Here is a 19,396-nt window from a genome sequence, read left to right as displayed (position 1 = left end):
GTCAGTGTGCTCCAGCACTGCCCTCGCTCTTAATCGGCGAAAGTAGTAAACAAAATGGAATGAGGATCAGGGCGACAAGGCTGAGGCCCATAAAGACGTCGACATAGGCCAGAATACGCGCCTGAGCAATCATCTCTTTATACAACTGTCCGGTGGCAATGGTGACCGGATCGCCCACCGCCGTGGTGAAATCCCGGACGCCCTGCGCCCAGCGCTCGACGGTCAGATTGAACGGCTCATTCAGCGGCGACATGTTATGCACCATATTGGCGCTGCGCACCTGCGCGCGTTCGGTGATCATCGCCGTTGACAGCGAAATGCCGATAGAGCCCGCGACGTTTCGACACATGGTAAACAACGCGGAGGCGTCCGCGTTAAGCCGTTGCGGGATCGTGACAAAGGCGATGGTGGTCAGCGGCACAAACAGGAATCCCAGCCCAATCGTCTGCGCACTGCGCATCAGCACCAGCGTGGTGAAATCGACGTTGGGCGTCAGCGTTGCCGAATAGACAAAGGAGACAAACAGGCAGGTAAAGCCAAAGGCAATGATCCACCGGGTTTGAATAATCGGCATCAGCTTCAGCACCAGCGGGATCGACAGCACGATCAGCACCGCGCCGGGCGACAGCACTAACCCCGACCAGGTGGCGGTGTAGCCTAAATCCTGCTGCGCCAGCTGCGGTATCACCACCGAACTGCCGTACAGAATGGCCGCCATCCCGGCCATCAGCAGGCTGGCCACGGCAAAGTTCTTGTCCTTGAGGACATGCAGATCCACCACCGGTTTTTTGGCATACAACAGCCAGTAAACGGCACCGACCAGCCCGATGGCGGTCAGCACGGCAAAGGTAATGATAAAGTTCGAGCTGAACCAGTCATCATCTTCCCCGCGATCCAGCATCACCTGCAAACAGCCAAGGCCCAGCGTAATCAGCCCGATACCGATGTAATCGATATTGAGCTTACCTTTCGCCCATTTGCGTTCCCACGGCGGATCTTCCAGCAGCTGATAGATCGCCATCACGCTGAAAATCCCCACCGGGATATTGATAAAGAATACCCAGCGCCAGCTGTAGTTATCGGTGATCCAGCCGCCGAGCGTCGGACCCAACACCGGAGCCACGATGATCGCAATCGACGAGAGGCCAAACGCTTTGCCGCGATCTTCCGGTTTGAAGTAATCCAACAGCACCGATTGCTGTACCGGCTGCAAACCACCGCCAAAAAAGCCCTGCAACACCCTGAACAGGATGATTTGCCACAGTTCGGTGGCAATGCCGCACAGGAAGGAGCAGATGGTGAACATCACGATGCAGATCAGGAAGAACTGCTTGCGGCCAAACATGCGGCTGAGGAAGGCCGAAATCGGCAACACGATGCCGTTGGCCACCAGGTAAGAGGTCAGAACCCAGGTGGATTCATCGTAACTGGAAGAGAGCGATCCGGCCACGTGCGGCAGCGCCACGTTGACGATGGTGGTGTCGAGGATTTCCATAAACACCGCCAGCGTCACCGTCATGGCGACCAGCCAGGGATTGCTGGCCGGCTTCCAGCTTTCGCTGTGACTCATTCCACCGTCACCTTCGGTTCAACCGACAGGCCCAGCGGCAGCGGCTTGTTCGGATCCAGACCTTTATCAATCACGATTTTGACCGGCACGCGCTGCACAATCTTCACGTAGTTGCCGGTGGCATTCTCCGATGGGAAGGTAGAGAAGCGCGAGCCCGATCCCATCTGGATGCTGTCGACGTGCCCTTCCAGCTTCATATTCGGCCAGGCATCCACGGTGATATCGACTTTGTCGCCCGGCTTCATGCGTTCCAGCTGCGACTCTTTGAAGTTAGCGGTGATCCACACGTCCGGTGACACCAGCGAGAACAGTGCGGTGCCCGCCTGAACCAGCGTCCCCACCTGCACATTACGTTTGGTGACGAAGCCATCATAAGGCGCACGCACTTCGGTATAGGAGAGATTGAGATTGGCGGTATTCAGCTGGGCCTGGGCCTGCTCGACCTGCTGCTGACGCGCCTCAACATTGGTTTCCTGTTGACGGATCTGCAGTTTAATCTGCGAAGCGACTTCGACCTGCGCTTTGGCGCTTTCGAGTTCAGCCGCCGCACTTCTTAACTGCGAATTGGCGGCATCGATATTACGCTGCGAGGTGGCACGGGGATCGACACCGCGTTGACGCCGGTAATCTTCCTGCGCGTTCATGTAATTGGCCTGCGCTTTCGCCTGCTGGGCCACGGCCTGATCTTTCTGCGCCGGATACTGCACCTTCGAAAGCTCCAGTGAAGCCTGCGCCTGGTGAAGCTGTGCGACAGCCAGCCCGAGTTGTGCCTGTGCCTGATCGCGTTGCGCTTTGTTGTCACGCGGATCGATCACCACCAGCAAATCGCCTTTTTTCACCCGCTGGTTATCTCTGACCCGCAGTTCGGTGACATACCCGGACGCTTTAGGCGCGATGGTGATCGCATCCGATTCCGTAAAGGCATCGTCTGTGGTTTCTATATTGCGCGTGGTGAACCAGAAGAACAGCGCCACAACGATCGCTATCACCACCACCACCGCCAGAATAATCAGCGGTTTTTTGCCGGGGCGTTTACGTTCGGGTGGCTCGTTATTGTCCTGTTGCGGGTTGTTGTCCTGCTGCTGGTTGTCATCCTGCTGACGCTGGTCGTCATCTGACCCATTATTCGATTGATTAGCCATAATTCTCATCAGTTAGCGAAGCCCATACCGGGCCTGAAGTCACTCAAGCTGTCTTAACAATAGAAGGAAAACTGACAAAATCAAACACAGCTTTACGACACTATACAGGATGAAAATCAGGGCAGGAAAGAGCGCCAGACAGCCCTAGTAGGCAACCTGACGCATTTAATGGCCGACCGGCCGGTGTGAACTCAGACTTTCCTCAGATCAGACCGCATTTAATATCAAAAGCAGTCCCCAGCCTACCGCCATCGCCCAGGCCAGCATCGGCACCGAATAGAGATGGAAATGCCACCAGATGCTGCGGTCTTTTGCCATGCGCAGGGCAATCAGATTCGCCAGCGAGCCGGGTAACAGCCCAAAGCCACCGATGTTGACGGCCCAGGCCATCAGCGTGGTGGCAGGCAGGCTGCTCAGCAACAGGATCGTCGCCGGGACATTACTGATCGCCTGAGACAATCCGATGGCCAGAAGATACTGACCTCCTGCGGACAACTGGGTAATGTGGTGCAGTGAGCTTTGCAGCGCGGGCAATCGCGTCAGTAAAAACACATCAATAAACATCGCGATAAAGACCGCCAGCAGACTCCAGTCGATATTCAGTAGAATCCGCCGCGCCATCAGCATAAACACCGCAAATACCAACGCCAGACCCCAGATCGCCTGATCCAACTCCAGCGCGACGATAAACAGCCCATACAGGATCACACTGGCGATCATCAACGGGCGCTGCCACTGCGGACTGTCCTGCTCACCTGACAGCTCAATTTTCCTGGCGGAAAAACAGAGTGCGGTTAACAGCAGCAGGCTGGCGACCATCACGGCCGCCAGCGGCAGCATCTGCCAGACAAAACCGGCGAATCCGGCCTCACCGTGGCGCCACATCAGAATGTTCTGCGGATTGCCGATGGGGGTTAATAACGAGCCGGCATTAACGGCCAGCGCTTCGAAGATGATCAGCCTGGCGATGGGTAACGTAGAGTAGCGACGCAGCGACAGCGTCAATGGCACCAGAATAAACAGGGCGACATCATTGGTCAGAAAGGTCGACAGCAAGGCGGCTGCGGCAATCAGGAACAATGCCAACGTGCGTTGGCGATGGAAGCGTTTGACCAGCCTGCGACCCAGCACATCGAAGTAACCACTCGCTTCGATGCCTTTGGTGAGCATCAGCAGGCCACACAGGGTGATGATGGTCGGCCAGTCAACCGCCCGGGGAAGCTGCTGCAGTGAGAATGGAGCAAAAAAGGCCAGTATCAGGCCCAACAGAACTAACAAATGCAAAAAGCGGTCTTGCAAAAAAGGTCTGAGCAGCGTTGCCATAAGGACTCACTGAGAAGGGATCGGGTTATTGACGGCTTTCGTAAAACTTCTGGAAAATAGCCAGTGTTTCATCACTGACATGATGCTCCAGCCCTTCCGCATCACGGCGCGCGGTGTCAGGACTGATCCCTAACGCCAGTAAAAAGGTTTCAACAATATAGTGCCGTTTGCGGCTCTCTTCCGCTAACGCCTCACCTTCCGGCGTCAGAAACACGCCACGATAAGGAATTTGCTCAACCAGCCCACCAATGGCCAGTCTTTTCAACATCTTAGCCACGGTCGGTTGTGACACACCCAGCCGGGCAGCCATATCCACCTGACGGGCTTCGCCATACTGGCGGATTAAATCGGAAATCAGCTCAACATAGTCATCAATCAGCTCGCGACGATGGGCTTCACGTACCTGGCGGAAGCCTTCGACATGCTCTTCGATATCTTTTAGTGGCGCGGGCGCTGCACTTTTGGCGCGACGACTCATTCAGCTTCCTCTTCTTATTCTCGGATACCCAGGTAGCGCATAACGGCAGCGGGTGCCACATTGTAAACTAAGCTCATAGAAGCACAAATATTCGCTTAAAAGCGTCAGTTACTGCAGACAGACAAAAAAAATCCGCCACTGAGGGCGGATTTTTTATAGCACCAGCCAGGCTGGGCTTGAGGGTGACAACTTAGAAGCTGTAACCTACGCCAGCAATCCAGGTGCCAACGTCAACGTTACGGATGCGGCTCTGCTCGTAACCAACGTCCAGGGCAACATCCTGAATGCCTGGGTTGAACTGCATGCCAGCACCGTAGGAGAAACCTACGTCGCTTGAATCAGATTTGTCACGGCTGGTAGTAGAGTTCTGCTGGAATTTACCGTAGCCGATACCTACAACACCATAGATGCTTGCCCAGTCGTTCAGACGGTAAGCAGGACCACCAGTGATACCGTAGTACTGGCCTTTGTTATAGATGCCAGCGTCAGTGTTATCTTTTTCGGTGTAGGTGAAAGAGCCGATCCAACCCAGTGGATCGCTGCCGTTTTCGTAACGATATTTCAGGTTGAAGCCGTTTGCTTTGTTAGCAACGCCCTGGTAGTCGCTCTGAGCGTAGCCGCCAGAAACGGTGCTTTGTGCCATTGCTGAACCAGCTGAAACGGCCAGTACACAAGCCAGTGCGGAAAGACATGCAATTTTTTTCATAACCACCTCAAATGTGAAAATACTTATTCTCCTGACAACGCTGAAAATATAACAAAACTTAGCCAGAAACTCTGCCTAGATTTTGTTGTCCAACACAATGTTTGGTGTAACAGGACGTTAATGATGGTTCGTATGTCATTCTTTTCTCTTATGATTATCGAGTTCCCTTCACCTTGTCATCATAATGTAAAAAAATGTGCACTCAGATTATTCTTACTAAAATCTGACGTTTCTTTACTGAAACGGCCCTGTTTTTGACAGTTTCTGGACTTTTTTATCCGCCTTTAGATCCGTTTTTAGCCCCCTTCCAGTACACTCAACGGAACTTTTTCCCAAAATGATGGACGAATAAGGTTGGTTCACGGATGTCTTCTGCTGATAAATCTCCACTCTGGCTCCCTGTTGTTGTTCTGCTGATTGCCATGACCTCTATTCAGGGCGGCGCGGCGCTGGCGAAAACCCTTTTCCCTGTGGTTGGCGCGCCCGGCATTACCGCCTTGCGACTGGGGCTGGGCACCGTCATCCTCTGCATTATCTTCAAACCCTGGCGTTTACGCTTCAGTCGGCAGCAGTTTTTACCGCTGTTCCTGTATGGCCTAGCGCTGGGCGGCATGAACTACACCTTCTATTTAGCGCTGCGCACCGTGCCGTTGGGCATTGCGGTGGCGCTGGAGTTTACCGGTCCGCTGGCGTTAGCGCTGGCCGGCTCAAGAAGACCGCTGGATTTCGTCTGGGTGTTGCTGGCGTTACTTGGGTTGTATTTCCTGCTGCCGATTGGTCAGGACATTTCAAGCGTCGATCCGAAAGGGGCATTACTGGCGGTGGTGGCCGGCGCCTTCTGGGCCGTGTATATCCTGGCCGGTAAGCGTGCAGGGTCTGAGCATGGTCCGGCGACCGTGGCGATGGGATCGCTGATCGCCTCGGTGATCTATGTGCCGGTTGGCCTGGCGTTTGCCAGCGCCGGGCTGTGGAGCCTGTCGCTGATCCCGGTCGCGTTACTGATTGCGGTGCTGTCCAGCGCACTGCCCTACTCGCTGGAAATGATGGCGTTAACGCGCTTACCTGCTAAAACCTTTGGCACCTTGATGAGTCTCGAGCCGGCGATGGCTGCGCTGTCAGGCATGCTGTTCCTCGGCGAGATCCTCAATTTCGTTCAGTGGCTCGGCCTGCTGGCGATCATTCTGGCCTCCGCAGGTTCAACGCTAACCATGCGTTCTTCAAAGCAGAAAATAGATCCGGTCAGTGAGATCCGCGAATAAAACTTCAGATAATTCTTGCCCCTGCAGTGGGGTAAGGATTTTAATCATCATGTAACACGACGGTTATTAATAGCGGACCATCGTGTTGATTCAACGGGCAGAAATATCCTGCAAGGGTTATTCATTAAAAATAACGCGCGAGTTGACTGGGGTTTAATAACACCCTTAAAAGCCCTATAAATTAGCACCTTATAAAAACAACCTTGAGTGAGAATATTTATCACTCGCATTTTATTTGTCTGAATTCGTTTAATATCCAACCGCCTGGACGTGAAAGGCCTGCTCTATACAACTAATAGGCAGTAACTTTCCGGCAGAGTTAAAAACCGCTGCTATACTTAATCTCGTACTTAATTAGGACAACCACAATTAAGAGGATATTAATGATGAGTACCGCTAAACTGGTTAAAGCAAAATCTCCTGATCTGATTTACACCCGCAACAACGTGGCCGACGACGAGAAAAAAGCCACCATCGAGGTGCTTAATCGCATAGTTACGGAATTCATTGATTTGTCCCTGATCACCAAGCAGGCGCACTGGAATATGCGCGGGGCAAACTTTATCGGTGTGCATGAGATGCTCGACGGTTTCCGTACCGCGATTACCGACCATCAGGATACGATTGCAGAACGTGTTGTGCAGTTAGGTGGCGTGGCACTGGGCACCACCCAGATTGTTAACGACAGAACACCGCTGAAAAGTTACCCGCTCAATATCCACAGCGTGCAGGATCATCTTAAAGCGCTGGCAGAACGTTATGCCGTCGTTGCAAATGATACCCGCAAGGCAATCTCTGAAGTAGAAGATGAAGACACAGCAGATATCTTTACCGCGGCATCCCGCGATCTGGATAAATTCCTGTGGTTCATCGAATCCAATATCGAATAATGTCGGTCGCCGCGTTTAGCGCGGCTTGATAGAGCGATTACAGAGCAGATGGCGTTTTCCATCTGCTCTTTTGCATCTGGAGGTCAGTATGGCAAGTGGATGGGCACGTGACGATGCCGTTCAGGAACAGATCGATTCCACCATTGATGATGCCGTATCGCGCGCGCGACGGGCTATCCATCACGGTGTCAGCGCGGAATATTGTGAACATTGCGGTGAGCCAATCCCCGAAGCTCGCCGACTGGCCCTGCCCGGCGTGCAATATTGCGTACAGTGTCAGCAGCAGCGCGACAACCAGCAGGCGGCATCGCTGTATAATCGCCGTGGCAGTAAAGACAGCCAGTTGCGCTAGTCCCCACGCTTTTCACAGCTAAACAAGACTTCGTTAACACTTATTCAATTTCCTCCTTCACTATCAGTTGTTTTTATCCCTCAGTTTGTTAAAAGAAACCCTGCACCATAATGGTTACACTGCACCAAAGTGGCGCACCATAATGATGCATCGTGGATTTCCCTGCTTTCCAGCCCGGCTTAAATTGACTCAACGTGCTGTTTTCAATATATTTTGAAAAGTTGGCATAATATTTTCATATGGCTGCTGGCACTCAATCAGGCAAAGACCTTGCCTGACGGCAAAAAGGATAAAAAGATGAAGTCGATTGTTAAGTTTTCCCTGGCTGCGCTGACGTTGGCGTTTGCCGTCTCTTCTACCGCCGCAGAAAAGAAATTGGTTGTCGCAACTGACACCGCCTTCGTTCCTTTCGAATTTAAACAGGGCAACGAATACGTTGGCTTTGATGTAGATCTGTGGGCCGCTATCGCCAAACAGCTGAACATCGAATACACCCTGAAGCCAATGGACTTCAGCGGCATTATCCCTGCGCTGCAGACCCGTAATATCGATCTGGCGCTGGCCGGTATCACCATTACCCCGGAACGCGAAAAGGCGATTGAATTCTCCGATGGCTACTACAAAAGCGGCCTGCTGGTGATGGTGAAAGCCAACAACGATAAGATCAAAAGCATTGCCGACCTCGACGGTAAAGTGGTGGCAGTGAAGAGCGGCACCGGTTCGGTGGATTACGCCAAAGAGCACATCAAATCCAAAGAACTGCACCAGTTCCCGAACATCGACAACGCCTACATGGAGCTGGGCACCAACCGTGCTGACGCCGTGTTGCACGACACGCCAAACATCCTGTACTTCATCAACACCGCCGGCAAAGGCCAGTTCAAAGCGGTAGGCGAGTCGATCTCCGCTCAGCAGTACGGCATCGCCTTCCCGAAAGGCAGCGACGAGCTGCGTGAAAAAGTGAATGGCGCACTGAAAGTCCTGCGCGAGAACGGTACCTACAACACGCTGTATAAAAAATGGTTCGGCAGCGAGCCTAAATAATTCAATTTTTTGCAGTCTTTAACGCAGGCTCAGGCCTGCGTTTTTTCACCACCACCAGAATATGTTTTTTGATCCGGAGAAATAAAGCATGCAGTTTGACTGGAGCGCTATCTGGCCCTCGATTCCGGCCCTGCTTGAAGGCGCCCGACTGACGCTGTGGATTTCGGTCCTCGGTTTAGTCGGCGGTCTGATAATTGGCCTGGTAGCCGGCTTTGCCCGTGCTTATGGCGGCTGGATATCCCGCAATATCGCACTGGTATTTATTGAACTGATCCGCGGTACGCCAATTGTCGTGCAGGTGATGTTCATCTATTTTGCCCTGCCAATGGCCTTCACCGACCTGCGCATTGACCCGCTCAGTGCAGCTGTGGTCACCATCATGATCAACTCCGGCGCCTATATCGCTGAGATTACGCGCGGTGCGGTGCTGTCTATCCATAACGGTTTCCGTGAAGCGGGTCTGGCGCTGGGCCTGTCCCGTCGCGAAACGCTGCGCTACGTGATTATGCCGTTAGCGCTGCGTCGTATGTTACCGCCGCTGGGTAACCAGTGGATTGTCAGCATCAAAGACACCTCGCTGTTTATTGTGATTGGCGTGGCGGAACTGACCCGTCAGGGACAGGAAATTATTGCCGGAAACTTCCGTGCGCTGGAAATCTGGAGCGCCGTGGCCGTTATCTATCTGTTTATTACCCTGATGCTGAGCTTCATTCTGCGTCGCATTGAGAAAAGGATGAAAATCCTGTGATTGAATTTAAAAACGTCTCCAAGCATTTTGGCGAAACCCAGGTGCTGCACAACATCGACCTGACCATTCAGCAGGGCGAAGTGGTGGTGATTATCGGCCCGTCCGGATCCGGTAAATCTACTCTGCTGCGCTGCATCAACAAGCTGGAAGAGATCACCAGCGGCGAGCTGATTGTTGATGGTTTGAAGGTTAACGACCCGAAAGTCGACGAGCGCCTGATCCGTCAGGAAGCCGGCATGGTGTTCCAGCAGTTCCACCTGTTCCCGCAGATGAACGCGCTGGATAACGTGGCGTTTGGCCCCATCCGCGTGCGCGGCACTAAAAAAGCCGAGGCGCATCGTCTGGCGAAAGAGCTGCTGGGCAAAGTTGGCCTGGCCGAACGTGCCCATCACTTCCCGTCTGAGTTGTCCGGTGGACAGCAGCAGCGCGTGGCGATTGCCCGTGCGCTGGCGGTGAAGCCAAAAATGATGCTGTTTGATGAGCCGACCTCGGCGCTGGACCCGGAATTGCGTCATGAAGTGTTGAAAGTGATGCAGGATCTGGCGGAAGAAGGCATGACCATGGTGATCGTCACCCACGAAGTGGGCTTTGCCAAGAAGGTCGCCTCGCGTCTGATCTTTATCGATAAAGGCCGTATTGCGGAAGATGGCAACCCGGATGAGTTGATCGACAACCCGCCGAGTGCCCGTCTGCGCGAATTCCTGCAGCACGTTTCCTGATCCCCCGGGGCGAACATCGGTTCGCCCTGTTTTTCACCCACCTTATCTTAACGTGCCCTCTTTACCTTTTGCTGACGCTGAGCCGACTATACTTTCTGGCTGATGCTTTCTCGCGCCGCACTTGGAGAACACGATGTGGGTACCCTCTCCACCCTGGCGCTATGCCTTCAGGTGGCTTTTTTTTGTCGTAACACTGTTTACCGCACCGACGCACGCCGTGTCGCTTCCCGCCGCTGCCGTGGCGGCTTCGCAAACCCAGCAACACAGCGCGACCAGCCAGCAGGATCAACCTGACCCTGCCGAGCAAAAGGCCGCCTATGCCGCGTTAGCCAACATCCTGCAGAACGATCGGTCGCGTCAGGCGCTGATTGACCAGCTCAGAAGCGCCTCAGAGACGCCTGCCAGCGCGCCGGAACCGGTACTGACACCACCTGCAGTGGATGATGATAAAACGGTGCTGGAGAGCGTTACCGACGTCAGCCGCCACTTTGGCGGGGAGTTCCTGACCAAAGTCGAAACGCTGCAACGCAATATTGCCGATGCCCCGCACAAACCCTTTAATCAGCACACGTTCTTCACCGCCCTGAGCCACTTTTCGATGCTGGCCGTAGCGCTGTTCGCCTTTTACTGGCTGATCGGTTGGGCAATGACGCCGGTTTACCGCCGGATGGGGCAATGGGGACGGGTGAAAAACAGCGACCGCACCAACTGGCTGCATCTGCCCGGCATGATCCTTGGCGCGTTTATTATCGATCTGCTGTTGTTGGGTATCGCGCTGTTTGTCGGGCAAATCCTCAGTGACGCGCTGAATGCCGGCAACCGCACCATTGCCTATCAGCAAGGGTTGTTCCTGAATGCCTTTGCGCTGATTGAATTCTTTAAGGCGATCCTGCGGCTGATGTTCTGTCCACGCTATCCTCAGCTGCGTTTCTTCCATCTGGCTGATGACCGCGCCGCGTACTGGAACACGCGCCTGAGCTGGTTGAGCGGACTGATTGGCTATGGTTTGCTAGTGGTGGTGCCGATTGTTTCCAATCAGGTCAATGTCCAGGTGGCCGCGCTGGTTAACGTGATTGTGATGGGGCTGATTACCGTCTGGGCGTTGTATCTGATTTTCCACAACCGTCGCAATATTCAGCGCGAGTTGGTGAATCTTGCCGACCGTTCCCTGTCGTTCTTCTCGCTGTTTATCCGCGCGTTTGCGCTGGTCTGGCACTGGCTGGCCAGCGCCTATTTTATCGCCCTGTTCCTGTTTTCGATGTTCAATCCCGGCGACAGCCTGAAGTTTATGATGTCCGCAACGGTGCGTTCGCTGGCGATTATCGGCATCGGCGCACTGGTGTCGGGCATCCTGACCCGCTGGATTTCCAAAACCATCATTCTGTCGCCTGACTTACGGCGCAACTATCCCGAGTTACAGCAGCGGGTGAACGGCTGGATTTCGGTGATGTTAAAGCTGGCGCGCACGCTGACGGTGTTCGCCGTGAGTTTGCTGTTGCTGAACGCGTGGAATCTGTTTGATCTCTGGCACTGGCTGACGGTCGGCGCGGGCGTGAAGCTGGTGGATGTGATTATCCGCATCGTGATGATCCTGTTCTTCTCCGCCGTCGGCTGGACGCTGCTGGCGAGTCTGATTGAGAGCCGTCTGGCGTCCGATTCCCACGGTCGCCCGATGCCCAGCGCCCGAACACGCACGCTGTTGACCCTGTTCCGCAATGCACTGGCGGTGGTGATCAGCACCATTACCATCATGATCCTGTTGTCAGAAATTGGTGTAAACATTGCGCCATTATTGGCGGGTGCCGGAGCGTTAGGTCTGGCGGTCTCTTTTGGTTCGCAGACGCTGGTGAAAGATATTATCACCGGGATTTTCATCCAGTTTGAGAACGGCATGAATACCGGGGATTTGGTGACTATCGGCGCGATCACCGGCACCGTAGAGCGGATGTCGATTCGTTCGGTCGGCGTGCGGCAGGATACCGGTGCGTATCACATCATTCCCTGGTCTTCGATCACCACCTTCGCCAACTTTGTGCGTGGCATTGGCTCGTTCGTGGCGAATTACGATGTCGATCGGCGGGAGGACAGCGAGCGGGTGAACAGCATTTTACAGGCGGCCGTTGAGGAGTTGATGCAGGATACGGATATTCGCGGGATGGTGATTGGCGAGCCGTCCTTTGCCGGGCTGGTTGGGCTGACCAATCAGGGCTTTACGGTGCGGGTGTCTTTCACCACGCAGCCGCTGAAGCAGTGGACGGTTCGCTTCGCGCTGGACAACATGGTGAAGAAACATTTTGATGCGGCCGGTATCAGAGCGCCGCATCAGACCGTGCAGGTGATGCAGACCGGTAGCGAGATTGACGGTGCCGCCAGCGTCCAGTCGTTACCTGCGCCGGATTAAACGCGGCCCATCTGACGTTCACGCGCCGGTTTTTCCATAAAGGTCCAGGCGATGATGCGGCTCTGTTTTTGCCCCTGCGCCATTTCGATGGTGCGGTAGGCAACGACTTCGTGCTCTTCCAGTGCGCGCCAGATGTCCGGCAGGTTTTCTTTGCGGGATACCAGAGACGTGAACCAGACGCACTGGCGGGAGAAGTTAACGCTTTCGGCGATCATGCGGCTGATAAAGCCTTTTTCGCCGCCTTCACACCAGAGTTCATCCTGCTGGCCGCCGAAGTTGAGCGGAGAGTTTTTCGCCAAGCCAAGGTTACGCACTTTACGCTGGGTACCCTGTTGGGCATCGCCGGCAGAGGCGTGGAACGGCGGATTACACATCACCGCATGGAAGAATTCGTTTTTGTGGATGATGCCGCTGAACATCAGGCTGCTGTCTTTCTGACGACGCAGGCGAACGCCGCGGTTGAGGTCTGGGTTAGCGGCAATAATGGCGTTTGCGGCCTTCATCGCTTCTTCATTAACTTCGCTACCGGTGAAGCGCCAGCCGTATTCGCGGAAACCGATCAGTGGATAGATGCAGTTTGCGCCACAGCCGATATCCAGTACGGTGATGTCGCGCGGCACAGAACGCTTATTATCTTCCGCCAAAAGGTCGGCAAGATGGTGAACATAGTCAGCGCGGCCCGGCACCGGTGGGCAAAGGAAGCCTTCCGGGATGGTCCAGTTAGCGATCTGATAAAAGTGCTGCAGGAGCGCCTGATTCAGGGTACGCACCGCCGCCGGATCGGCAAAGTTCACCGATTCATCACCGTGTTGGTTAACGGCCACAAAGTCTGCCAGCGGAGGAAAGCTGGCGATCAGCGCGGGGAAGTCATAACGCGCGCGGTGACGGTTACGGGGATGAAGCTGTGTTTTTTCGGCGGTGTATTTCATGAGCGGCTCTCTTGTCTGAAGCCGCGTAAGATACCTGCTAAGGTAAAGATCGTAAACACTTCCCGACTTTTTTCCGCGAACAGTTGTTCTACACTGTGCGATTCCCGTAAAGATAAAGGTGTCCTGATGTCCCAATCCCGTTACTCGTATCAACCCCGTCTTGGTCATGGTTTACCGCACGATCCTTTAAACGCCATTATCGGTCCGCGGCCGATAGGGTGGATCAGTTCACAGAGTGCCAGCGGCGATCGCAATCTGGCGCCATACAGTTTTTTCAACTGTTTCAACTATAAGCCGCCGATCATTGGCTTTTCGAGTCAGGGTTGGAAAGACAGTGTGGCCAACATTGTTGAAACCGGCGAGTTTGTCTGGAATCTGGCGACGCGTGAGTTAGCGGAAGCGATGAACGAGAGTTCTGCCTCGGTTGCGCGAGATGAGGATGAGTTCGCGCTGGCCGGGTTAACCGTGTTGCCGGGCACGCAGGTGGCGGTGAGCATGGTCGCTGAAAGTCCGGTCAATTTTGAGTGCAAGTTGACGCAGGTGTTGCAGTTGGAAGGGGTCAACGGCGAGAAGTTGGAGCAGTGGATGGTGTTTGGCGAAGTGGTCGCGATCCACATTGATCCGAGGTTGTTGGAAGACGGCATTTACCAGACGGCGAAGGCCAATCCGATTCTGAGGGCCGGTGGGCCAAGTGCGTATTACGGGATCAGCGAGGAGTTGCGTTTCGATTTGATTCGGCCGGATGCGCGTCGATAGGGTTTTTGAGGAATGAGGTTAAGGGCACAGGTCAAAACCTGTTCCGGGGTACGGCGTCAGCAAAGGTCAAAACCTGCTCCGTAGTTCGGCGTCGACATAGGGCACCTTATCCGGGACGCCGTAAATACATCCTTGTAGGCTTGGATGCAGCATCCCTGCTGCATACACCCGGCTAAGGTGCCCTATGCCGCCACCCTTAAGCTTCTGTGTTGTTGGGGAGCTGGGTGGCTGCACAGGTCAAAACCTGCTCCGTGGTTCGGCGTTGTTGTGGAGATTGTGGCTGGGTGGGAAAGTTTTAAGACCGACATGAGCGTTCATATGTAGTCACTTTCACACCGCAATATGCTGGGTTCGGATCAGGTGGGCGGCTTTTTCGATCTCGGGTGCCAGCCAGCGATCTTCCCGCCAGGTTGCGACAGTCTGTCTCAGCAATCGCCAGGCACGTTGCGTGCCCTCGCCCGCGTGTTCAGAGTTATGGAAGTCCAGCGCCTGGGCGGCAAGCAGGTATTCGATAGCCAAAATCTGTACGGTGTTGTCGGTGAGTTTCAGCAGCTTTAATGCCGCGCTGGTGCCCATGCTCAGGTGGTCTTCCTGCAGGCCGGAGGTGACGTAGTTATCCAGTACCGCGGGCTGTGCCAGCTGGCGGTTCTCGCCGCACAGTGAGGCGGCAACGTATTGCGCAATCATCATGCCGGAGTTGACGCCCGGTTCAGCCACCAGGAAGGCGGGCAGGCCGCTGACCAGCGGGTTGATCAGGCGATCGAGGCGGCGCTCCGCCACGCTGCCGGCTTCGGCCACCGCAATGGCTAACGCATCGGCGGCCAGCGCCACGGACTGACCGTGCGGGTTGGCCTGTGACACCACGCGCCACTGCTCAGCCGTTCCCAGCACCAGCGGGTTGTCAGTGGCGGCATTCAGCTCTGTTTCAATCTGCCGGGCCGCGTAATCAAACTGATCGCGGCTGGCACCGTGGATTTGCGGCATCGATCGCAGGCTCAGAGCATCCTGGGTGCGGATACCTTTGCTCTCGGCGATAATCTGGCTGCCCGCCAGCAGGCCACGCAGCCGTTCCCCCACAATCTGCACGTTGGCGCTGCCTTTGAGTGCCAGGATCTCGGCATCAAAGGCGTCGAGCTGGCCGCGCAAGGCTTCAAAACTCATCGCCCCGGTGACGTCTGCCCAGGCAAATAAGCGGCTTGCTTCTTCCAGCGCCAGGCAGGAGAGTCCGGTCATACAGGGCGTGCCGTTCACCAGGCTCAGGCCATCTTTCGCGCCTAACCGACACAGCGGCAAATCTTCGGCCGCCAGCGCTTCCGTGGCCGGCACAATTTGCCCGCGATAACTGACGTGGCCGACGCCAATCAGCGCCAGCCCGACATGGGCCATATGCGTCAGGTAGCCAACCGATCCTTGCGTCGGCACCTGTGGGGTAATGCCGCGATTCAGTAACGACAGCAGCCCCTGCACAATTTCTGGCGAAACGCCGGATTTACCGTGGCTGTAGTTGCCAATGGCAGCGCAGATAATCGCCCTGACCTGCACATCCGGCAGTTTAGGCCCAACGCCACAGGCATGGCTCAGCAGCGTATTGCGTGACAGCTGGCTGAGCTGATCGTCTTCCAGAGTGATATTGCACAGCGCGCCCAGTCCGGTGTTGATGCCATAGGCGATCTGCTTATCGCTGACGATGCGGCTGACAATGTCGCGCGCGGCATAGATGCGCTGCCAGGCGGCGGCACTCAGTTGCAGGCTGGCGGAGGATTTCGCCACCTGCACCACGTCCTGCCAGTTCAGGCGCGTATCGCCCCAGGTGACCTGCTCTGTTGTGCTCATGGTCAGCCCGCCCGATGACTGGAAATAAACTGTTGGAAACGCGGCGATCCCTGTTCGCCAAACATCTCTTCCGGCGTGCCCTGGCAGTCGATGGTGCCCTGATGCATAAACACCACGCGGTTCGACACGTTACGGGCAAACCCCATTTCATGGGTAACCACCAGCATGGTACGGCCCTCTTCGGCCAGGCTGCGCATCACTTTCAGCACATCGCCGACCAGCTCGGGATCCAGCGCGGACGTCGGCTCATCAAACAGCATCACTTCCGGCTCCATCGCCAGCGCGCGGGCAATCGCCACCCGCTGTTGCTGACCACCCGACAGCTGCGAAGGATAGAAATCTTTGCGGTTCAGCAATCCGACGCGGTCGAGAATTTTTTCCGCCTGCGCAATGCACTCTTTCTTGCTGCGCTTCAGCACATACAGCGGCCCTTCAATCACGTTTTGCAGCACGGTCATATGCGACCACAGATTGAAGCTCTGAAAGACCATTCCCAGCCGGGAACGCAGCGACTCCACCTGGCGATGGTTGGCCGCCAGCTGATGCCCGCGCGCGTGGCGCTTCATCTCGATAGTTTCGCCCGCCACGCTGACCACGCCCGAGTCCGGCGTTTCCAGCAGATTGATGCAGCGCAGAAAGGTACTTTTGCCGGAACCGCTTGCGCCGAGGATCGAGATCACGTCGCCCTTTCTCGCCTCCAGCGAAATGCCTTTTAATACTTCAAGCGAGCCGAAAGACTTGCGGATGTCGTTCATCGACAGGGTAATTGGGGCGTAATCAGTCATGTTTCTCTCCGGCAATCACAGGGGGAACAGGCAGCGGCACATCGGCCTCCACCGGGCGCAGACGTGGCGACAGCCTGCGCTCAATCCAGGCATAGATTTGGACGATGATAAAATTGAGGATCAGGTAAATCAGCGCCGCACAGACGAACACCTCCATCGTGCGGTACGTACGCTGAATAATCTGTTGCGCCACGCCGGTGACATCCCATACCGTCACCAGGCTGGCGAGCGCGGTGGACTTCACCAGCAGGATCGCTTCGGTAGAATAGGCCGGCAGCGCATAGCGCAGCATGATGGGCGCGATAATCCGGCGCAGCAGCAGCCAGCGGGACATGCCGCAGGCCATTCCGGCTTCAATCTGCCCGGAAGGGATCGCCAGCAGGCCACCACGGAAAATTTCGGCGGTGTAAGACGCGGTACAGAGTGCCAGCGCCACCACGGCGCAGAAGAACGGCTCACGCAGCACCGGCCAGACAAAGCTGTGGCGGATCACCTCGAACTGCCCCAGGCCGTAATAGATCAGGAACAGCTGGATCATCAGCGGTGAGCCGCGGAAAACCAGAATATACAGACGGGCGAAGCCGCTGAGCAGCGGGTTGCGGCTCATACGCATCGCCAGGATCACCAGTGCCAGCAGACCGCCCAGCACAAATGACGCGAAAAAAAGCCCCAGCGTCACCGGCAGCGCGGCCGCGAGTTTGAGGAAGGTATCGGTCAAAAAAGCAAAATCAATCATCGGGCCTCTCCTTTAGCTGTGGGCCGCAGTGCGGCTTTGATGTGCGCGCCCCAGCCGTTGTTCCGCCTTTTTAAAGGCGGTGTTCGAGAGCACCGTCAGCAGCAGATAACAGGTGCCGCCAATCAGATAAAAGGTGAAGTACTGCCGGGTGGAACCGGCCGCCACCTGGCTGGCACGCATCAACTCCACGATGCCGGTCACCGAGATCAGCGCCGAATCCTTCAGGCTCATCTGCCAGACATTGGACAGGCCCGGCAGCGCGTAACGCACCACCTGCGGCAGAATAATGCGTTGCAGAATGCGCCACTTCGGCATGCCGATGGCCTGTGCCGCTTCGATCTCGCCGGAATTGAGCGCCAGTCGGCCCGCGCGAAAGACTTCCGCCTGATACGAGGCGGAAATCAGGCCGATCGCCAGCGCGCCAATCAGAAACGGCGGCACCTCGATAAAGCCATCAGCACCAAACATCTGACCAATCTGGGTAATCAGCCCGGAGCCACCGAAATAGAACAGGTAGATAATCAGCAGTTCCGGAATGCCGCGGAAAATCACTGAATAGCCGTCACCCAGCCAGCGCACCGGACGTCTGGGAGAAAGCTTGGCTGCCGCCACGCCGCTGCCCACTACCGCACCGACCATCATCGCCACCAGCGAAAGCAGTAATGTGGTCAGCGTTGCACTCAGGATTAAGCCTCCCCAGCCATTTTCACCAAACCCAAGATTGGCCATTGTTGCTTCTCCCCGCCTACGGCGTTACGTCAGTTTTAAACCATTTTTGGCTGAGCTTTTTCACCGTGCCATCCGCCAGCGCCGCTTTGATCGCCTCATCCAGTTTGGCTTTCAGATCGTTGTCAGATTTACGGATGCCCAGCGCTTCGCCTTCACCCCAGATCGGACCGCCCAACTGCGTGCCGCCCAGCTGAAGATCCTTGTTCTCCGGCTTGCTGAGAATCGAGGTGGCAAAGGTCACATCGTCAAACACCGCGTCAATACGTTCGGCCTGCAAATCGAGGATCGCATCCGCCGACGCGTTGTACTCGCGCACGGTCGCCACATCCTTGAAGTACTTATCAATAAATGGGGTGTACACCGTGCCGGAGGCGATGCCGATGGTTTTGCCCTTCAGCGCCGCTTTCAGGCTGGCAATCGCCGGTTCGATTTCTTTCGCATCGTCATGCAGTTTGATGATCCCGGCAGCGCCGGTGCCCGCCGGCAGCACGCCGCCGCTTTTGGTGGTAATAAAGCTGGCCGGCGTTGAGGCGTACGGCACGGTGAAGTCAATTACCTTGCGGCGGTCCGGGGTGATGACGATCGCATCCATGATCACGTCGTATTTCCCGGCCTGCATACCGGCAATCATCCCATCCCAGTTCTGCACCACCAGCTTGCAGCTGATTTTCATCCGCTGGCACAGGTCAGCCATCAGCTCTGGCTCAAAGCCGCTGAGCTTGCCGCCTGGCAACGTCATGTTCCAGGGTTCGTAGCTGCCTTCGGTGGCAATGGTGATCGATTTCCACTCTTTCGCCTGAACAGAGACGGCGCAAAGCAAGGCTGAAGTAACAAGGGAGGTAACCAGTACCCGACGGACTAACGGATGTTTCATCAAGCGCTCCTGGAGAAAAGGGGTGGCACAACTGACGGCGCAACCCTGAGTTTGTCTCTGTTAAACCCGCACAGAGGTGAAGTAGCTATGTCATGTATATACAAGTAAAGCCGTGACTATTC

General features: G+C 55.6%; 19 protein-coding genes. 8 read left to right on the top strand and 11 right to left on the bottom strand.

Translation table 11 applies throughout. The features are described 5' to 3' along the window. Position 1 precedes the first annotated feature (1 nt). The 5 genes from EBC_RS08940 to ompX all read right to left on the bottom strand — a co-directional run bounded on the left by EBC_RS08940 (position 2) and on the right by ompX (position 5,219). The gene (locus tag EBC_RS08940) at positions 2–1,570 is read right to left on the bottom strand and encodes a DHA2 family efflux MFS transporter permease subunit (RefSeq protein ID WP_013201464.1); all 1,569 of its coding nucleotides are present in this window, start codon (positions 1,568–1,570) and stop codon (positions 2–4) included. Continuing rightward, positions 1,567–2,721: an HlyD family secretion protein gene (locus tag EBC_RS08935; protein WP_013201463.1), complete on the bottom strand. Its 1,155-nt coding sequence runs from the start codon at positions 2,719–2,721 to the stop codon at positions 1,567–1,569. The genes EBC_RS08940 and EBC_RS08935 overlap by 4 nt, the downstream gene beginning before the upstream one ends. Before the next feature lie 198 nt (positions 2,722–2,919). After that, the gene (locus EBC_RS08930) at positions 2,920–4,035 is read right to left on the bottom strand and encodes an SLC13 family permease (RefSeq protein WP_013201462.1); all 1,116 of its coding nucleotides are present in this window, start codon (positions 4,033–4,035) and stop codon (positions 2,920–2,922) included. 25 nt (positions 4,036–4,060) lie between these two features. Further along, positions 4,061–4,513: a manganese-binding transcriptional regulator MntR gene (gene mntR / locus EBC_RS08925; RefSeq protein ID WP_013201461.1), complete on the bottom strand. Its 453-nt coding sequence runs from the start codon at positions 4,511–4,513 to the stop codon at positions 4,061–4,063. Positions 4,514–4,703: 190 nt separating this feature from the next. Next, a complete protein-coding gene (gene ompX / locus EBC_RS08920; protein WP_013201460.1) occupies positions 4,704–5,219 on the bottom strand; it encodes an outer membrane protein OmpX in 516 nt (171 codons plus the stop codon). Positions 5,220–5,584: 365 nt separating this feature from the next. Between ompX and rhtA the strand changes: the two genes are divergently transcribed. From rhtA to ybiO, 7 genes are all read left to right on the top strand, one after another. Continuing rightward, the gene (gene rhtA, locus EBC_RS08915) at positions 5,585–6,478 is read left to right on the top strand and encodes a threonine/homoserine exporter RhtA (protein WP_013201459.1); all 894 of its coding nucleotides are present in this window, start codon (positions 5,585–5,587) and stop codon (positions 6,476–6,478) included. A 386-nt stretch (positions 6,479–6,864) separates the two neighbouring features. Continuing rightward, on the top strand, positions 6,865–7,368 hold the full coding sequence (gene dps / locus EBC_RS08910; protein ID WP_013201458.1) for a DNA starvation/stationary phase protection protein Dps: 504 nt from the start codon (positions 6,865–6,867) through the stop codon (positions 7,366–7,368). Between the two features lie 88 nt (positions 7,369–7,456). Next, positions 7,457–7,720: a DksA/TraR family C4-type zinc finger protein gene (locus EBC_RS08905; RefSeq protein WP_013201457.1), complete on the top strand. Its 264-nt coding sequence runs from the start codon at positions 7,457–7,459 to the stop codon at positions 7,718–7,720. 297 nt (positions 7,721–8,017) lie between these two features. Continuing rightward, positions 8,018–8,764 (top strand): glutamine ABC transporter substrate-binding protein GlnH, encoded by a 747-nt coding sequence (glnH, locus tag EBC_RS08900; protein WP_013201456.1) that lies wholly within the window; start codon positions 8,018–8,020, stop codon positions 8,762–8,764. 88 nt (positions 8,765–8,852) lie between these two features. After that, positions 8,853–9,512, top strand: a complete 660-nt coding sequence (glnP, locus tag EBC_RS08895; RefSeq protein ID WP_013201455.1) for a glutamine ABC transporter permease GlnP — start codon at positions 8,853–8,855, stop codon at positions 9,510–9,512. Further along, positions 9,509–10,231, top strand: coding sequence for a glutamine ABC transporter ATP-binding protein GlnQ (gene glnQ / locus EBC_RS08890; RefSeq protein ID WP_013201454.1), 723 nt, complete (start codon positions 9,509–9,511; stop codon positions 10,229–10,231). The genes glnP and glnQ overlap by 4 nt, the downstream gene beginning before the upstream one ends. A gap of 133 nt (positions 10,232–10,364) precedes the next feature. Next, on the top strand, positions 10,365–12,632 hold the full coding sequence (gene ybiO / locus EBC_RS08885) for a mechanosensitive channel protein (RefSeq protein WP_013201453.1): 2,268 nt from the start codon (positions 10,365–10,367) through the stop codon (positions 12,630–12,632). Here ybiO and rlmF read toward each other — a convergent pair. Beyond that, positions 12,629–13,561: a 23S rRNA (adenine(1618)-N(6))-methyltransferase RlmF gene (gene rlmF, locus EBC_RS08880; RefSeq protein ID WP_013201452.1), complete on the bottom strand. Its 933-nt coding sequence runs from the start codon at positions 13,559–13,561 to the stop codon at positions 12,629–12,631. The two genes, ybiO and rlmF, sit on opposite strands and share 4 nt — an antisense overlap. A 126-nt stretch (positions 13,562–13,687) precedes the next feature. On the opposite strand from rlmF, the gene EBC_RS08875 reads away from it, so the two are divergent. Further along, a complete protein-coding gene (locus EBC_RS08875; protein WP_013201451.1) occupies positions 13,688–14,317 on the top strand; it encodes a flavin reductase family protein in 630 nt (209 codons plus the stop codon). A gap of 330 nt (positions 14,318–14,647) precedes the next feature. Here EBC_RS08875 and EBC_RS08870 read toward each other — a convergent pair whose 3' ends face one another. Genes EBC_RS08870 through EBC_RS08850 form a run of 5 tightly spaced genes read right to left on the bottom strand, consistent with a single transcriptional unit; the run spans position 14,648 to position 19,274 of the window. Beyond that, positions 14,648–16,150: an HAL/PAL/TAL family ammonia-lyase gene (locus EBC_RS08870; protein ID WP_013201450.1), complete on the bottom strand. Its 1,503-nt coding sequence runs from the start codon at positions 16,148–16,150 to the stop codon at positions 14,648–14,650. A 2-nt stretch (positions 16,151–16,152) separates the two neighbouring features. Then, positions 16,153–16,935 (bottom strand): ABC transporter ATP-binding protein, encoded by a 783-nt coding sequence (locus EBC_RS08865; protein ID WP_013201449.1) that lies wholly within the window; start codon positions 16,933–16,935, stop codon positions 16,153–16,155. Further along, entirely contained in the window at positions 16,928–17,671 is a 744-nt protein-coding gene (locus tag EBC_RS08860; protein ID WP_013201448.1) for an ABC transporter permease, read from the bottom strand. The genes EBC_RS08865 and EBC_RS08860 overlap by 8 nt, the downstream gene beginning before the upstream one ends. A 12-nt stretch (positions 17,672–17,683) precedes the next feature. Continuing rightward, complete coding sequence (locus EBC_RS08855) at positions 17,684–18,400, bottom strand: ABC transporter permease (protein WP_013201447.1); 717 nt, start codon at positions 18,398–18,400, stop codon at positions 17,684–17,686. A gap of 16 nt (positions 18,401–18,416) precedes the next feature. Next, the gene (locus tag EBC_RS08850; RefSeq protein WP_013201446.1) at positions 18,417–19,274 is read right to left on the bottom strand and encodes a transporter substrate-binding domain-containing protein; all 858 of its coding nucleotides are present in this window, start codon (positions 19,272–19,274) and stop codon (positions 18,417–18,419) included. Positions 19,275–19,396: the final 122 nt, after the last annotated feature.

Origin of the sequence: Erwinia billingiae Eb661, from assembly GCF_000196615.1 — a bacterium.
Classification (GTDB): domain Bacteria; phylum Pseudomonadota; class Gammaproteobacteria; order Enterobacterales; family Enterobacteriaceae; genus Erwinia; species Erwinia billingiae.
Note: the sequence above shows the minus strand (reverse complement) of the source record. Positions and strands in the feature narration are given on the sequence as shown.

What these genes read in the sequence shown, in the direction of transcription:
- mntR (WP_013201461.1), bottom strand. Translation starts at nt 4,513, where the DNA reads ATGAGTCGTCGCGCCAAAAGTGCAGCGCCCGCGCCACTAAAAGATATC.
- EBC_RS08860 (WP_013201448.1), bottom strand. Translation starts at nt 17,671, where the DNA reads ATGATTGATTTTGCTTTTTTGACCGATACCTTCCTCAAACTCGCGGCC.
- EBC_RS08855 (WP_013201447.1), bottom strand. Translation starts at nt 18,400, where the DNA reads ATGGCCAATCTTGGGTTTGGTGAAAATGGCTGGGGAGGCTTAATCCTG.
- EBC_RS08935 (WP_013201463.1), bottom strand. Translation starts at nt 2,721, where the DNA reads ATGAGAATTATGGCTAATCAATCGAATAATGGGTCAGATGACGACCAG.
- ybiO (WP_013201453.1), top strand. Translation starts at nt 10,365, where the DNA reads ATGTGGGTACCCTCTCCACCCTGGCGCTATGCCTTCAGGTGGCTTTTT.
- EBC_RS08875 (WP_013201451.1), top strand. Translation starts at nt 13,688, where the DNA reads ATGTCCCAATCCCGTTACTCGTATCAACCCCGTCTTGGTCATGGTTTA.
- EBC_RS08930 (WP_013201462.1), bottom strand. Translation starts at nt 4,035, where the DNA reads ATGGCAACGCTGCTCAGACCTTTTTTGCAAGACCGCTTTTTGCATTTG.
- rlmF (WP_013201452.1), bottom strand. Translation starts at nt 13,561, where the DNA reads ATGAAATACACCGCCGAAAAAACACAGCTTCATCCCCGTAACCGTCAC.
- dps (WP_013201458.1), top strand. Translation starts at nt 6,865, where the DNA reads ATGAGTACCGCTAAACTGGTTAAAGCAAAATCTCCTGATCTGATTTAC.
- rhtA (WP_013201459.1), top strand. Translation starts at nt 5,585, where the DNA reads ATGTCTTCTGCTGATAAATCTCCACTCTGGCTCCCTGTTGTTGTTCTG.
- EBC_RS08905 (WP_013201457.1), top strand. Translation starts at nt 7,457, where the DNA reads ATGGCAAGTGGATGGGCACGTGACGATGCCGTTCAGGAACAGATCGAT.
- EBC_RS08865 (WP_013201449.1), bottom strand. Translation starts at nt 16,935, where the DNA reads ATGACTGATTACGCCCCAATTACCCTGTCGATGAACGACATCCGCAAG.
- EBC_RS08940 (WP_013201464.1), bottom strand. Translation starts at nt 1,570, where the DNA reads ATGAGTCACAGCGAAAGCTGGAAGCCGGCCAGCAATCCCTGGCTGGTC.
- ompX (WP_013201460.1), bottom strand. Translation starts at nt 5,219, where the DNA reads ATGAAAAAAATTGCATGTCTTTCCGCACTGGCTTGTGTACTGGCCGTT.
- glnP (WP_013201455.1), top strand. Translation starts at nt 8,853, where the DNA reads ATGCAGTTTGACTGGAGCGCTATCTGGCCCTCGATTCCGGCCCTGCTT.
- EBC_RS08850 (WP_013201446.1), bottom strand. Translation starts at nt 19,274, where the DNA reads ATGAAACATCCGTTAGTCCGTCGGGTACTGGTTACCTCCCTTGTTACT.
- EBC_RS08870 (WP_013201450.1), bottom strand. Translation starts at nt 16,150, where the DNA reads ATGAGCACAACAGAGCAGGTCACCTGGGGCGATACGCGCCTGAACTGG.
- glnH (WP_013201456.1), top strand. Translation starts at nt 8,018, where the DNA reads ATGAAGTCGATTGTTAAGTTTTCCCTGGCTGCGCTGACGTTGGCGTTT.